Origin of the sequence: Streptomyces sp. MMCC 100 (assembly GCF_041538145.2) — a bacterium.
Classification (GTDB): Bacteria; Actinomycetota; Actinomycetes; order Streptomycetales; family Streptomycetaceae; genus Streptomyces.
Genome location: NZ_JBGORK020000001.1, coordinates 3,685,137 through 3,698,094, shown reverse-complemented (window position 1 = coordinate 3,698,094; position 12,958 = coordinate 3,685,137). Strand labels below are relative to the sequence as shown.

Genomic DNA, 12,958 nt, shown 5'->3' with positions numbered 1-12,958 from the left:
ATCCGTGAGGAAGCCGTCGGGCGACCTCATGACCTCGCGTCCCGCCTCTGCGCGGCCGTCACGGCGGACAAGCCACGCGGTCGCCCCTTCGCGGCCGATGACGTCACGCGAAACCGCCTCGTCCCGAGCGGCCGGCTCCACCGAGAAGCCGGGGAGCACCTGTGCCACGCCCCCCGCACCCCCCTCATCGCCCTCGCCGCGACCGCGGCCCCGGCACTGCTCGGGAACCTCCCGACGCACGCCTCGGCAGCCCCGATTTCGTCGACGTCGCGTCCGGCTACTTCTACGTCTGCTACGGCTCGCGAGTCGTCGAGAAGGGCGGCGGAGTTCGGCCGGCGCTGGTCCATGAAGGGGACGGTGGGGCCGGCAGGCCGGCCGACTGCTCGTCGAGGACACGGCCCACGGAACCGGACATACGCACAGCCACGTCGTGCTGCAATCCGAACTGGTCGTACGCCGGTCGACGATGGCGGTCCCGCACGCTGACCGTGTCCGCTCGGAGCCGTGGGGAACGTGTGCGTCAGCGTGCGGAACCTGCTGCCGGTGCCGCGCGTCTCTGCCCCCTGAGGGACGGCTCGGACACGGCGACGACCGACCCGCCTCGGGCCGGGGCCTCACCGGGAGGCGGCTCCGGCACGCTGTCCACTCTGTTCGGCCAGGTCGAGGGCGATGTCGGTGATCAAGTCCTCTTGACCGCCGACCATGCCGCGACGCCCGACCTCCACAAGGATCGTGCGCGTGTCGACGCCGTAGCGGCGCGACGCCGCTTCCGCGTGGCGGAGGAAGCTGGAGTACACGCCTGCGTAGCCGAGCGTGAGCGTCTCGCGGTCGACGCGGACCTCGCGGTCCTGGAGGGGCCGTACGACGTCGTCGGCGGCGTCCATGAGCGGGAAGAGGTCGCATCCGTGGTGCCAGCCCATGAGGTCGGCGACCGCGACGAACGCCTCCAGGGGGCAGTTGCCGGCGCCGGCGCCCTGCCCGGCGAGGGAGGCGTCGACGCGGGTGACGCCGTTCTCGACGGCGACGACCGAATTGGCCACGCCCAGGCCGAGATTGTGGTGGGCGTGGATGCCGATGCCGGTGGCGGGGTCGAGTACGTCGCGGTAGGCGCGGACGCGGTCGCGGACGCCGTCCATGGTGAGCCGGCCGCCGGAGTCGGTGACGTAGACGCACTGGGCGCCGTAGGACTCCATCAGCTTGGCCTGGCGGGCGAGTTCCGCGGGTTCGGCCATGTGGGACATCATCAGGAACCCGGCCACGTCCATGCCCATCTCGCGGGCGGCGGCGATGTGCTGGGCGGAGATGTCGGCCTCGGTGCAGTGGGTGGCGACCCGGACGGAGCGAATGCCGAGCGCACGGGCCTGCCTCAGATCGTGCAGCGTACCGATGCCGGGCAGGAGGAGCGTGGTGGGAACCGCGTGGGTGACGGCGCCGACGACGGCTTCGATCCACTCCCAGTCGGTGTGGGCGCCGACGCCGTAGGTGATGCTGGAGCCGGACAGACCGTCGCCGTGGGCGATCTCGATCGCGGCGACCCCGGCAGCGTCGAGGGCGGCGGCGATGGTGCGGGCCTGCTCGACGGTGTAGCGGTGGCGGACGGCGTGCATGCCGTCCCGCAGGGTTACGTCCTGGACGTACAACGAGGTCATCGGGATGCCACCTCCGTGGCGCGGTGCGCGGCCATGCGCTCGGCGGTGCGCAGGGCGGCCGAGGTCATGATGTCGAGGTTGCCGGCGTAGGCGGGCAGGTAGTGGGCGGCGCCCTCCACTTCCAGGAAGGCGGAGACCTTCGCGGCCCCGCCGGAGCGGGAGCCGGCGGGCAGCAGGGAACGCAGCGGGTCGTCGTCGAGGACGCGCTCGAACTGCACCTTCTGCTTCAGCCGGTAGCCGGGGACGTACGCCTGGACGCGAGCGACCATCTCCTCCACCGAGGCGGTCACCGCGACGTCGTCGCACTCCCCGACCAGGCAGTGCACGGTGTCCCGCATGATCAGCGGAGGCTCCGCCGGGTTGAGGACGATGATGGCCTTCCCGCGGGCTGCGCCACCGACCTGCCCGATGGCCGACGAGGTGGTCTCGGTGAACTCGTCGATGTTGGCCCGGGTGCCGGGACCTGCCGAGCGCGAGGAGATCGAGGCGACGATCTCGCCGTAGTGCACCGGCGTCACGGCGGCGACGGCCGCCACGACCGGGATGGTGGCCTGTCCCCCGCAGGTGACCATGTTGACGTTGGGCGCGTCCAGGTGTGCGTCGCCGTTGACCGGCGGCACGACGTAGGGGCCGAGCGCGGCCGGGGTGAGATCGACGACGGTGCGGCCGAGGGCGCGCAGGACCTCGTCGTGGCGGCGGTGGGCGCCGGCGGAGGTCGCGTCGAAGACGACCGACACGTCCGCGAACTCGTCCATCGTCACCAGGCCGTCCACGCCCTCGTGTGTGGTGGCCACCTTCAGACGGCGGGCGCGGGCCAAGCCGTCCGAGTCGGGGTCGATACCGGCCATGGCGGCGATCTCCAACGACTCGGAGAGCCGCAGGATCTTGATCATCAGGTCGGTGCCGATGTTGCCCGACCCGATGACGGCGGCCTTCGTGGTCATGCTTGTGCTCCTTCCGCGGTGGCGGACGCGAACACGGCCCCGACCGTGCCGAGCCCTTCGATGTGTGCCGAGAACGCGTCGCCCTCGGCCGCGGTCGCCATGGGCCCGAGGGCGCCGGTCAGGACGACGTCACCGGCCTTCAGCGGGTCGCCCAGGCCGGCGAGGGTGGAGGCGAGCCAGAGCGCGGCGGTGAGCGGACTGCCCAGGCAGTCGGCGCCGGTGCCCTGCGAGACGGTCTCGCCGTTCCTGGTCATGCTCATCCGCACACCGCGCAGGTCGACTCGGTCGAGTGGTACGGGGGTGCCGCCGAGGACGTACAGGCCGCTGGAGGCGTTGTCGGCGACGGTGTCGACGATGGTGATGTCCCAGTCGGCGACACGGCTGTCGACGATCTCCAGCGCGGGCAGCGCGAACGCGGTGGCGAGGAGCAGGTCGGCCACCGTCGGGTCCCGGTGCGGCAGGTCCGCGCCCAGCACCAGCGCGACTTCCGCCTCGACCTTCGGCTGCAGCAGCCGGCCGGGCGCGATCGGCTGTCCCTCGGGGACTGCCATGTCGGCGAACAGCACACCGAAGTCGGGCTGGTCGACACCGAGTTGCCGCTGCACGGCGGGCGACGTCAGACCGATCTTGCGGCCCACCGGTCGTCGGCCCGCGGCGACACCGCGCGCGACGTGGAGGCGCTGCACGGCGTATGCCGCCTCGATGTCCGCCTCGGGCAGCATCGAACGCACCGGAGGACAGGGCGCGCCGGTGCGCGTCGCCTGCTCCAGGGCGGCCGCAGCCTCGGTCACGGCGTCCGTCGGCTCGGGAGCACTCATGTGTGCCTCCCCGGAACAAGGGTGCGGTGACGCGGAACGGACATGGGGACCTCCTGGTGCGGGGCAGCAGGCGTGGACAAATGGCTTCCGCGGGGGCCTCAGCAGGGCTGACAGCTTCCTCCGACAGGCACCAGGTATAGAGGCGTCCTGCGACGTGCGGCAAAATTCGTTCCATGACACGGAACAGCACTCAGGGGAACATGCTCGACAAGGCCGCCATGGTTCTCGGCTGCTTCCGATCGCAGGACGGCGCCCTGCGGCTCACCGAGATCACGTCACGCACCGGGCTGTCGAAGACGACCGCGTTCCGTCTCTGTGCCGACCTCGTCCGTCTCGGAATGCTCGAACGGGACGCCGAGAGTTACCGGCTCGGCGGCAAGTTGTTCGAACTCGGTTCGCTGGTGACGCGCCGGCACGGCCTGCGGGAGACGGCTCTGCCCTTCCTGCAGGACCTGTTCGAGGCCACGCGCGAAACCGTCCACCTGGGAGTCCGGGAGGGGCACGAGGTGGTCTACGTCGAGCGGATTCACGGGCACGAGGCCCTTGCGCTGCCCTCCCGTATCGGCGGACGGCTGCCCCTGACGTGCACGGGGGTGGGCAAGGCGCTGCTGGCGTTCTCCGGTGCGGAACTGGCCGAGGAGGTGCTGGCGGGGCCGCTGCCGCGGCTGACCCGCCACTCGATCACGGACCCGGTGCGGCTGCGCTCCGCCGTCGAGCAGATCCAGGTGTCCGGACTCTCCTACGAGGAGGAGGAGGCGGCCCTCGGAGTGAGCTGCATCGCCTCGCCCGTCTTCGACGGTCCCACGGCGGTGGCCGCCTTGTCGGTGGCCGTACCCCGTGCCCGGTTCCGCCCCGCCCAGTTGGCGCCCGCGGTGCGGACGGCCGCGCTCGGCCTTTCCCGTGTCCTGCGTTCGGGCCGGAGCGCACCCTGACGGCGCCCGGCCGCGGGCCGTATCCGGCCCACCATGTAGGCTCCCCGTGTGATTCGGGAGAGAGCGGTGGCACTTCATCGCCGCAGGTCTGTGAGGTACTGAGGTGGCCGGCAACCTTCGTGCCGCGCAGAAGGAGTCGACGCGCAGGCTGTTCCTCACGACGGCCCTGCGGCTGTTCACCGAGAAGGGTTACGCGGCGACGACCATCGACGACATCGTCGAGGCCGCGGGAACCGCCCGAGTGACCTTCTACGCGCATTTCCCCTCGCGCAGCGATCTCATGCGCAGCCTCGTCGAGGAGCTCAACAGCTTCCGGTTCGACCCTGCCGACGCGCCGGGCGAGAGGTCGCACCGGCGGAGTCTGATCACTGTGATCGCCGAGGGCGACGCGGAGGCCCTGGCCGGGTGGCTGCGCATGATCGCGAGCCGCTGGGACGCCATCGGCCCGTATCTCAAGGCGGCTCACGACGCGGCCATCGTCGACTCGGAGCTGGGCACGGCGGTCAACGTCTGGCTGGAGGAGGGACGCGCCGACGTCGTCGAGGGCCTGGGGCTGGCCGGGAGGTTCGACGAGCCCGTCAGGCGAGTACGCGCCGACCTCGTGATGACCCTGCTCGACCACGTCGCCCGGAACTGGACCGACGCCCGCTGGGAGTCCGACCGGGAAACGGCGCTCCAGGTGCTGATCGAGAGCTGGGTGTCCCTGCTCGGGGTTCCCCCGGGTCCCGCACGGGACTGACCGGACGTGCCCCGGGCGGGTGCTGGAGCAGGCGGTGGAGCGGGCTCGGGGCCGGGCACGGATGCCCGGACCCTCACCCGTCATTCGCATGCTGCGCCCGGTCAGACGAGGGTTGATTCCAGGGTCTCCGGCGCGAACAGTTCCTCTGGTTCCAGTGGGCGCGCGGCGAGCCCCTGATCGTAGGAGTAGCGCAGGAAGGTACGGAGCGTCTCCGCGTTGGGTGCCAGTCCGTAGGGCCAGAAGTCGTTCCCGAGCAGTGACTTGGTACGGGCGACCTCGTCCAGCAGCCAGGGCAGCATGTACCGCAGGGCCGCCGTCTCCGTGAAGTTCTCCTCGCACAGCCGCTTGGACTCGGTGAACGCGTCGTAGAGCGACCGGGCCAGCCAGCGGTTGCGCTCGTACACCTCGCGGCGCACCACCACGACGTGCATGATCGGGAAGATGCCGGTCTCGGCGAAGTACTTCTCCTCGGCCGGGCCCGACGGTTCGAACAGCCGTCGCACGCGCCCGTCGCCCGCGGTGAAGCTGCGCGGCTCGCGCGGAGTGTAGAGGGCGTCGATCTCACCGGCGGCCAGCATCTCGGAGAGGGTCTGTCCCGGGCCGATCGGCTCGACGCGGATCTCCGGCGGCAGGTCGACCTTCAGCTTCTCCGGGCGGCCCGGGTCGTGCAGGCCGCCGGTGCGGTAGGTCACCGACTCCACCGGCACGTCGTGCCGGTCGGCGAGGATGCCCCGGATCCACACGTTGGCGGTCAGCTGGTACTCGGCGATGCCGACCCGCTTGCCGGCGAGGTCCTGCGGCTTCTCGATGCCGGAGGCCGCGGAGACGTAGATGCCGCTGTGCCGGAAGAAGCGGGACGGGAACACCGGCAGGGCGATGAACGGAGCGTCCCTGGTCAGGCTGATCACATAGCTGGACAGGGACATCTCGGCGGCGTCGAACTCGCGGAAGCGCGCCATGCGGAAGAAGGTCTCCTCCACCTGCTGCGGCAGGTAGGTGAGGTCCACTCCGGCGGGGCGGACGCGGCCGTCGCGCAGCGCCTCGGTGCGGTCGTACCGCTCGCAGGCGAGGGTGAGGGGGATGCTCAAGGTCGGCTCCTGGTGGTGCGGGCGCGGCTGGCGGGACTCAGCGGTTACGGGTGAGGAACGCGCCGACGATCCGGTTGAACTGCTCGGGCTGCTCGAACATCGGCCAGTGGCCGGCGTCGTCGATCATGTCGAAGGAGCCGTTCGGCAGCAGCTCGGCTGCCCGCCGTCCGACCTCGGCGGGGGTGGTGGGGTTCTGGTCCGACCACAGCACGAGCGTCTCGTGCGGCAGCGACCTGAGGTCGGCCTCGGTCAGCAGGTACTTGCGGTTGGGTTCGCCGGGTGCCTCCGCGGACATCCGGGGCATGGTGCGACGGCTGTCGGGCAGCGTGTAGATGCGCAGGCGGGTCTCGACCAGTTCGTCGGTCACCGTCTCCGGGTGTGCCATCAGCCACTCCAGGCGGGTGCGCACGCTCTCCCGGGTCGGCTCGGCCAGCGCGCGGCGGGTGACCTTCTCGACCTGGCGGCCGACCTCCGCGCTCTCCTCGGCGCGTGCCTCGTCGTCGAGCAGGATGCCCGCGCCGGTGACGTGCACGAGCCTGTCCACCCGGTCGGGATGGGTCTTGGCGGTGTGCAGCGCGATCCAGCCGCCGAGGCTCTGGCCGACGAGGTCGGCCTTCTCGATGCCGAGCGCGTCCAGGAAGGCGATGACGTGCGCGGTGAACGCGGGGCAGGTGTACTCGACGTCGTCGGGCTTGTCGGTGAAGCCGTGACCGAGGGCGTCGATGGCATGCACGTGCAGGCCCTGCTCCGCGAGGGCCGTGACGTTGCGGGCCCAGCCCTCGACGTGACCGGTCAGCCCGCCGATCATGACGACGTGGTGGTCTCCGGAGCCGGCTTCCAGGGTGCGAGTACGCCACGGGCCGGCCTGGTGGAACCTGACTTCGGCGCCGAGTGCGTCGGTCCAGAGGGACATGGTGGTCTTCCTTTCGAGCCTTCGAGCCTTCGAGCCTTCGAGGCTTCGGGGTAAGGGGGCCGCTCGCCGTGCGCCGAGGAGGCGGGGCGGGCGGAGGGGGTGTTCCGGGGCGGGGGTTCCGGGGCCGGGGACCGATATGTCGTCCCCGGCCTCAGGGGCGGCACGGCTCAGCCGTCGGCGCCCGCTCGGGGCGCGGTGTCGAGAGACATCCGGTGGGTGTAGAGCTCGGCGTTCGGCACGCCCAGCAGAAACAGCAGGTTGCGCATCACCAGCGGGTTGAGGCCGAGTGCGACCAGGGCCGCGGCGTCGAGCCGGAGTACGGCGTCACGTTCGGGCCCGCTCAGCGGGTACCGCGCGAGGACGGAGCGCGGGTCGGCGCGCAGGCGCTCGGCGACTCCCTCGGTACGTGCGACGTCGCGGGCGAGCCGGCCCAGTCCGACGGTGCTCACCGCGCCACCTCCATCTCCATGACGCCGATGCCGGTGACCCACGGGTACATGGGCGCGTACGCCAGCAGCCGGCCGCCGGCCTGTCCGGCGCAGGCGCGGGCGACGACCCAGGTGCGGATCTCCAGTGCGCCGTTGCCGGCTTCCCGGTCGATCTCCTCGTCGGTCAGGCCCACGATCGAGTCCAGGTCGCCGGCTTCCATGCGGGCCAGGAAGGCGTGGTCCCATTCCTCGTTGATCCGCCCCATCTCCGGTGTGCCGACCCAGTGGGAGACGCCGCCGGTGCCGATGACGGCGACTCTGATGTGGCCGGGCAGTTCCTCGATCGCGGTGCGCAGCGCCGAGCCGAGGTCGCGGCACCGGCCGAGGGAGGGCAGTGGCGGGGTGTTGCAGTTGACGAAGAGCGGGACGATCCGGCGTTTCTCCATGCCGAGGCGCAGGACCGGCACCATGAAGGCGTGGTCCAGGCGCATGTCCCGGCTGTGGGAGAGGTCGAAGCCGGCGCCGACGAGGGAGGTGTGCAGGGCCAGGCCCACCTCCTCGTCACCGGCCACGGGCACGCCGGGGATGCCGTGCTCGTTCCACGGCTCGTGCCGCTCGGCGGCACCGAGGCAGAAGGTCGGGTAGTGCTCCAGGCCGAACGTCTCGTGGTGGTCGGTGGCGATCAGTACGACCACGTCCGGGTCCGCCTGCTCCAGGCCGGCGGCCATCCGCCGCCAGGCCGCGTCCAGCCGGGGGCTGTGCTCCGGGTCGGCATCGGGGTTGCGGAGGATGCCGCTCACGTGCGACGTGGCACCCGTGTAGACGAGCGTTCCCATCAGGCGTCCCTCCCTTCGGTGGTGAAGGCGAACACCGCGTCGTGCAGGGGTTGTTCGGTGCTGCGGCGGATCTCGACGCAGAGCATCGCGCCGCAGCCGGGGCAGGCGTAGGCGTGGGCGCGGAGGTCCTCGTGCAGGGTGATGCCCGGGCCGAGGTCCCCGGCGGTCAGCTCGGCGTGGGCGGCTCCGGTCTTCCAGTTCCCCGCGGCGGGTGCGAGGACCTGGCCGCAGTCGCAGGCGGTGACGGGCCCGGTGGCGCTGTCGTGGACCACGAGGTGCTCGCCGAGGTGGGCGACCGGCTCGGCGGAGAGGCCGGCAGCGGTGCCGGGCCGTTCGACGGGCCAGGCGGTACGGGTGGCGCGCACCTCGGCACGGAGCGCGGCGGACGCCGCCTCGTCCGGTTGTCCGTCCCTGACGACGACGCCGTAGTGGCGGGCGGCCGACTCGGGCGAGACAAGCCCGAGTTCGACCTCGCGGGTCACCTCGCCGGGGTCGGCGTCGAGCGGGTCGCCCCAGCCGCCGCCGCCGTTCCAGGTCCAGCCGACGACGTCGCCGGCGAAGACGGAGATGAAGCCGGGCTTGGCGGGAAGGGTGATCCGCTCGCCCTCCAGCGTGTCGAGTCCTTCGAGGCCGGTGACACCGCCGGGCAGTTTGGCGGCGATGTCGGAGCCGCGGACGACCTGGAAGTGGTTGCAGGCGCCGGGCATGCCCCCGTGGATGCCCTGCGAGGTCGGGGACTCCACCCCGTGGGCGGACAGCACGCCGTGGATGGCGTCGGTGTCGTACGGGGTCCAGACGGAGCCGCCGGTCAGGCCGCCGCGCTGCCGACCGGCGCCGCCGGAGTCGGGCTGGGCGAAGCGGCCGAGGAAGAGGAAGGGGTAGACCGCCTCGTCGCTCTCGACGTTGGTGACCCGGTACATCAGGGAGTTGTGGGGGCCGGCGAAGTCCACGCCGCGGTTGCCCGCGGTGGCGCCGCCGCCGCCCATCATCATCTCGGTGAGCGCACCGCCGAACGGTTCGCCGAACTGGTCGACGCCCACCATGTGCAGACAGGCGCAGGAACCACTGGTGACGGCCATCGCCTCGGAGCGCAACTCGTCGCTGGAGCTCACCAGTTGGGACAGTGCGGCTCCTGCGGTGGCCTCGACCATCCACGCTCCGCCGAGGGTCGCCGAGCCGCAGGGCGCGGGGTGCTTGGCGTTGACGACCAGCCCCTCCTCGGCGACCGCGCGGACGGCACGCAGGGCGCCGCTGTTCCACGGGATGTCGTGGCACAGCGCCGGCAGGACGGTGGCCAGTACACCGCCGCGCAGTCCGGCCTCGGTGCAGTTGATGAAGCCGGGGGCCTGCGGGCTGGACTTCGAGTAGTCGAAGACGAGGGTGTCGTCCCGCTTGGTGAGTTCGACCTCGACGTTGTAGAGGCGGTTCTCGTGACCGTCGTGGTCGAGGTAACTGCGGGCCCGGAAGGTGCCGTCGGGCAGGGTGCGGATGCGTTCGCGGACGCGCTGCTCGGACAGGTCGAGCATGGTGGTCATGACGGAGGCCAGCGTGTCGGGGCCGTACCGCTCGGCGAGGCGGATGATGCCCTGCTTGCCGTGGTGGTTGGCGGCGATCATCGCCTTGAGGCCGAGGCCCAGACTGGCCGGGAGACGGGACGCGTTGAGGATCAGGTTCCACACGTCACTGCGCAGCCTGCCACCGTCCACCAGCTTGGTCGGGGGCAGACGCAGACCCTCCTGGTAGACCTCGGTGGCGGACGGTGAGTAGCTGGACGGGGTCATGCCGCCGACGTCGAGCATGTGGGCGCAGGCACCGACCCAGGCGATGCGCTCGCCCCGGAAGAAGACCGGCTCCAGCATCGTGACGTCGGGCATGTGGAGGGCACCCTTGTAGGGGTCGTTCGTGATGAACGAGTCGCCCTCGTTGATGCCGGGGTCCTCGCCGCAGTCCTCGATGATGTGGCGGACCACCAGCTCCATCGAACCCGCGTGGAAGACGATGTGCGGGCCGAGGCTGGCGATCTCGCCGTCCGGCAGGTAGATGCCGGTGTTGCAGTCGTTGGCCTCGGTGACGAGCGGGGAGCCGGAGACGGCCTTGAGGACGGTGGACTGCTGCTCGACGATGGCCGTCAGTTTGTGGCGGATGACCTCGAAGGTGACCGGGTCGACACCGCTCGAGTCGATCCCGGCCGGGGCCGTGGCGGGGGACGGCGCGTCCGTGACGGTCATGCGCGGGACTCCTTGGCGTCGATGGTGATCACGATGTTCTCCAGGTCGTCGAGGACCGCGGTCTGACCCGGGCCGACGAAGACCGTGGTGTTGGGGTGCTCGATGACGGTCGGGCCGGTGACCTTGTCGTCCGGGCGGAGCGCCCCGGCCCGGACGATGTCGGCGGTCACCGTGCCCCAGTCGCCGCCCAGGTGGATGCTGCGGGAGAGCGGCGCGTCGGTGAGCCCGCTGCGATCGGCGGCGACGTGGGAGAGCCGGGGCTTGTCGATCTCGCCGCGGCCCTGGACGCGGAACGAGACGATCTCCACGCCGGCGCCGAGGAACACCGCCTCGCTGCCGTAGAGTTCGGCGAACTGCCTGCGGAAGCCCTCCAGCAGCTCCGTGAGGTGGTCCTGGCCGAGGTCGCCCGCGGGGACCGGCACGTGCAGACCGTGCACCTGCATGCGGAACCGGATCTCCGCGGAGCGCTGAACCGTGATCCGCCCGGCCTCCGCGCCGCTCTCGACGAGCGCGTCCCGTGCCTGTTCCTCCAGCCGGTGGAAGTTGGCGTTGATCCGGTCGACGTCGAAGATCCTCGCGGCGTCGTGCCAGGAGGCGGACCGCATCGGATCCGACAGTTCGGTGGTGATGTGCAGGTCGCTCATCACCGCGCCGTACGCGGAGTGCACCGGGGCGGTGGACGGCACGATGATCTTCTGCGCGCCGAGTTCGGCACCGAAGGCGTGGCAGTGACAGCCGCCGTTGCCTCCGTAGGCGAAGATCGCGAAGTCCCGCGGGTCGTGGCCCCGGCCGACGGTGAGGGTCTCCAGCAGGTCGGCCATGCGGTGGTCGGCGATGGACTTGATGCCGGCCGCGGCCTCCGCCACGGAGATGCCGAGCGGCTTGGCCACACGGTCGTGAACGGCGCGTTCGGCGGCGTCCTTGTCCAGGGCGAAGGTGCCGCCGACGAAGTAGTCCGGGTCGATGATGCCGAGGACCACGTCGGCGTCGGTGACGGTCGGCTCGGTCCCGCCACGGCCGAAGCAGACCGGCCCGGGAACCGACCCGGCACTGGACGGCCCGACCAGCAACTCCCCTTGTGCCACACGTGCGATGGAGCCGCCGCCCGCGCCGATGGCCGTCACCTGCACGGCGGGCTTGAGGATGTGGTAGCCCTGCACCTGCTGGAGCGGTGTGACCGTGGGCTCGTGATCGACGATCATGCCGACGTCGAAGGACGTGCCGCCCATGTCGGTGGTGAGCACGTTCGGTATGCCGAGCCGCTCGGCGAGTCTGGCGCTGGCCAGCACGCCGCCGGTCGGCCCGGAGGTGAGCACCGACACCGGAGTCCGGCCGCAGTGCTCGGGAGTGATGACGCCGCCGCCGGAGTCGAGCACGCGGAACCGGCCCTTGAAACCCCGCTCGCGCCAACTGGCGGCGAGGTCGGACATGTAGTCACGGACCAACGGGCCCAGGTAGGCGTTCATCGCGGTGGTCGCGGTGCGCTCGTACTCCCCGAGCACGGGCGCGAGTTCACTGGAGAGCGACAGATAGACCCCCGGCGCCGTCTCGCCGATGATCTCGGCAATCCGCCGCTCGTGGGACGGCTCGCGGAACGACCACAGCAGGCACACCGCGATCGCCTCGACGCCCTGGCCGACCAGTGCCTCGACGGCCCGGCGTACGTCGTCCTCGTCGAGCGCGGTGACCACGTGCCCCTTCTGGTCGACCCGCTCGGTCACCTCTTCGATCCGGGTGCGCGGCACGATCGGATCCGGCAGTTTGCGCTGTGCGTAGTGGACGACCTCATCGGAATCAAGGCCGGTCCATGAGCCCATCCCGCGCTGCATCAGGACCGCGTCACGAAACCCGCGAGTGGTGATGATGCCGGTCTTGACGCCCTTGCGTTCGATGAAGGCATTGGTCGCCACGGTCGTCCCCAGGCCGAGGTAGCGAACCTGGTCGAGCAGGGCACCCTCATCGAGGCCCAGATCCTTCTCCGCCAGCGCCAGCGCGGTGTTGACGCCGACCGCAGCTTCGGCAGGCGTGGTCGGCGTCTTGTAGAGCCGGGCCGCACCGGACTCGTCCAGCACCACGCAGTCGGTGAAGGTGCCGCCGATATCGACACCCACGAAATAGGTCACACCAAGTCCTCTTTCTGAAAGACCGCCCGAGGTCAGAGCGCGACCGGTGGCAGAGACGACATCGGTGGCGCCGTGCCCCGAAACCTCTCACCAGCCAAACGCCCAGTCAAGTGACCAGATGGAATGTATGGTCAACGCACGGCTCATCCACCGTCCCCTCGGGCGGGCGTTCCCGCCGGCACGCGAGCGGCTCAAAAGGCCCCCTCTGACCTGCGACTACGGCGACGGACACGACTAACTGCACGTCTTCCGCGCCCTCT

Annotated in this window: 11 protein-coding genes; 2 read left to right on the top strand and 9 right to left on the bottom strand. The window is 71.0% G+C overall.

The window, feature by feature from the left end:
* Nucleotides 1-614: 614 nt before the first annotated feature.
* Genes dmpG through mhpD form a run of 3 tightly spaced genes read right to left on the bottom strand, consistent with a single transcriptional unit; the run spans nucleotide 615 to nucleotide 3,411 of the window.
* Nucleotides 615-1,649 (bottom strand): 4-hydroxy-2-oxovalerate aldolase, encoded by a 1,035-nt coding sequence (dmpG, locus tag ABS735_RS17260; protein ID WP_373905279.1) that lies wholly within the window; start codon nucleotides 1,647-1,649, stop codon nucleotides 615-617.
* Nucleotides 1,646-2,593, bottom strand: a complete 948-nt coding sequence (locus tag ABS735_RS17255; protein ID WP_373905281.1) for an acetaldehyde dehydrogenase (acetylating) — start codon at nucleotides 2,591-2,593, stop codon at nucleotides 1,646-1,648. Before ABS735_RS17255 ends, dmpG begins: the two co-directional genes overlap by 4 nt.
* Nucleotides 2,590-3,411, bottom strand: a complete 822-nt coding sequence (gene mhpD, locus ABS735_RS17250; protein ID WP_373905282.1) for a 2-keto-4-pentenoate hydratase — start codon at nucleotides 3,409-3,411, stop codon at nucleotides 2,590-2,592. Before mhpD ends, ABS735_RS17255 begins: the two co-directional genes overlap by 4 nt.
* A 200-nt stretch (nucleotides 3,412-3,611) precedes the next feature.
* On the opposite strand from mhpD, the gene ABS735_RS17245 reads away from it, so the two are divergent.
* Together ABS735_RS17245 and ABS735_RS17240 are read left to right on the top strand one after the other, a co-directional pair.
* The gene (locus tag ABS735_RS17245; protein ID WP_373906193.1) at nucleotides 3,612-4,343 is read left to right on the top strand and encodes an IclR family transcriptional regulator; all 732 of its coding nucleotides are present in this window, start codon (nucleotides 3,612-3,614) and stop codon (nucleotides 4,341-4,343) included.
* A gap of 103 nt (nucleotides 4,344-4,446) precedes the next feature.
* A complete protein-coding gene (locus tag ABS735_RS17240; protein WP_373905283.1) occupies nucleotides 4,447-5,082 on the top strand; it encodes a TetR/AcrR family transcriptional regulator in 636 nt (211 codons plus the stop codon).
* A 101-nt stretch (nucleotides 5,083-5,183) separates the two neighbouring features.
* Here the strand turns inward: ABS735_RS17240 and ABS735_RS17235 are convergent, their stop codons facing one another.
* The 6 genes from ABS735_RS17235 to ABS735_RS17210 form a co-directional block, all read right to left on the bottom strand.
* The gene (locus tag ABS735_RS17235) at nucleotides 5,184-6,170 is read right to left on the bottom strand and encodes a substrate-binding domain-containing protein (protein ID WP_373905284.1); all 987 of its coding nucleotides are present in this window, start codon (nucleotides 6,168-6,170) and stop codon (nucleotides 5,184-5,186) included.
* 37 nt (nucleotides 6,171-6,207) lie between these two features.
* Complete coding sequence (locus tag ABS735_RS17230) at nucleotides 6,208-7,083, bottom strand: alpha/beta fold hydrolase (RefSeq protein WP_373905285.1); 876 nt, start codon at nucleotides 7,081-7,083, stop codon at nucleotides 6,208-6,210.
* 167 nt (nucleotides 7,084-7,250) lie between these two features.
* Nucleotides 7,251-7,532 (bottom strand): hypothetical protein, encoded by a 282-nt coding sequence (locus tag ABS735_RS17225; protein ID WP_373905286.1) that lies wholly within the window; start codon nucleotides 7,530-7,532, stop codon nucleotides 7,251-7,253.
* Nucleotides 7,529-8,347 carry a DODA-type extradiol aromatic ring-opening family dioxygenase gene (locus ABS735_RS17220; protein WP_373905287.1) on the bottom strand — a complete coding sequence of 273 codons (819 nt, stop codon included), beginning with the start codon at nucleotides 8,345-8,347 and terminating at the stop codon, nucleotides 7,529-7,531. The genes ABS735_RS17225 and ABS735_RS17220 overlap by 4 nt, the downstream gene beginning before the upstream one ends.
* Nucleotides 8,347-10,575, bottom strand: a complete 2,229-nt coding sequence (locus ABS735_RS17215; protein ID WP_373905288.1) for a hydantoinase B/oxoprolinase family protein — start codon at nucleotides 10,573-10,575, stop codon at nucleotides 8,347-8,349. The genes ABS735_RS17220 and ABS735_RS17215 overlap by 1 nt, the downstream gene beginning before the upstream one ends.
* Nucleotides 10,572-12,698, bottom strand: a complete 2,127-nt coding sequence (locus ABS735_RS17210) for a hydantoinase/oxoprolinase family protein (RefSeq protein WP_373905289.1) — start codon at nucleotides 12,696-12,698, stop codon at nucleotides 10,572-10,574. Before ABS735_RS17210 ends, ABS735_RS17215 begins: the two co-directional genes overlap by 4 nt.
* Nucleotides 12,699-12,958: the final 260 nt, after the last annotated feature.

Bases quoted from the DNA above. Each gene is read 5' to 3' on its own strand.
- ABS735_RS17255 (WP_373905281.1), bottom strand. From the start codon at position 2,593: ATGACCACGAAGGCCGCCGTCATCGGGTCGGGCAACATCGGCACCGAC.
- dmpG (WP_373905279.1), bottom strand. From the start codon at position 1,649: ATGACCTCGTTGTACGTCCAGGACGTAACCCTGCGGGACGGCATGCAC.
- ABS735_RS17230 (WP_373905285.1), bottom strand. From the start codon at position 7,083: ATGTCCCTCTGGACCGACGCACTCGGCGCCGAAGTCAGGTTCCACCAG.
- mhpD (WP_373905282.1), bottom strand. From the start codon at position 3,411: ATGAGTGCTCCCGAGCCGACGGACGCCGTGACCGAGGCTGCGGCCGCC.
- ABS735_RS17220 (WP_373905287.1), bottom strand. From the start codon at position 8,347: ATGGGAACGCTCGTCTACACGGGTGCCACGTCGCACGTGAGCGGCATC.
- ABS735_RS17245 (WP_373906193.1), top strand. From the start codon at position 3,612: ATGCTCGACAAGGCCGCCATGGTTCTCGGCTGCTTCCGATCGCAGGAC.
- ABS735_RS17215 (WP_373905288.1), bottom strand. From the start codon at position 10,575: ATGACCGTCACGGACGCGCCGTCCCCCGCCACGGCCCCGGCCGGGATC.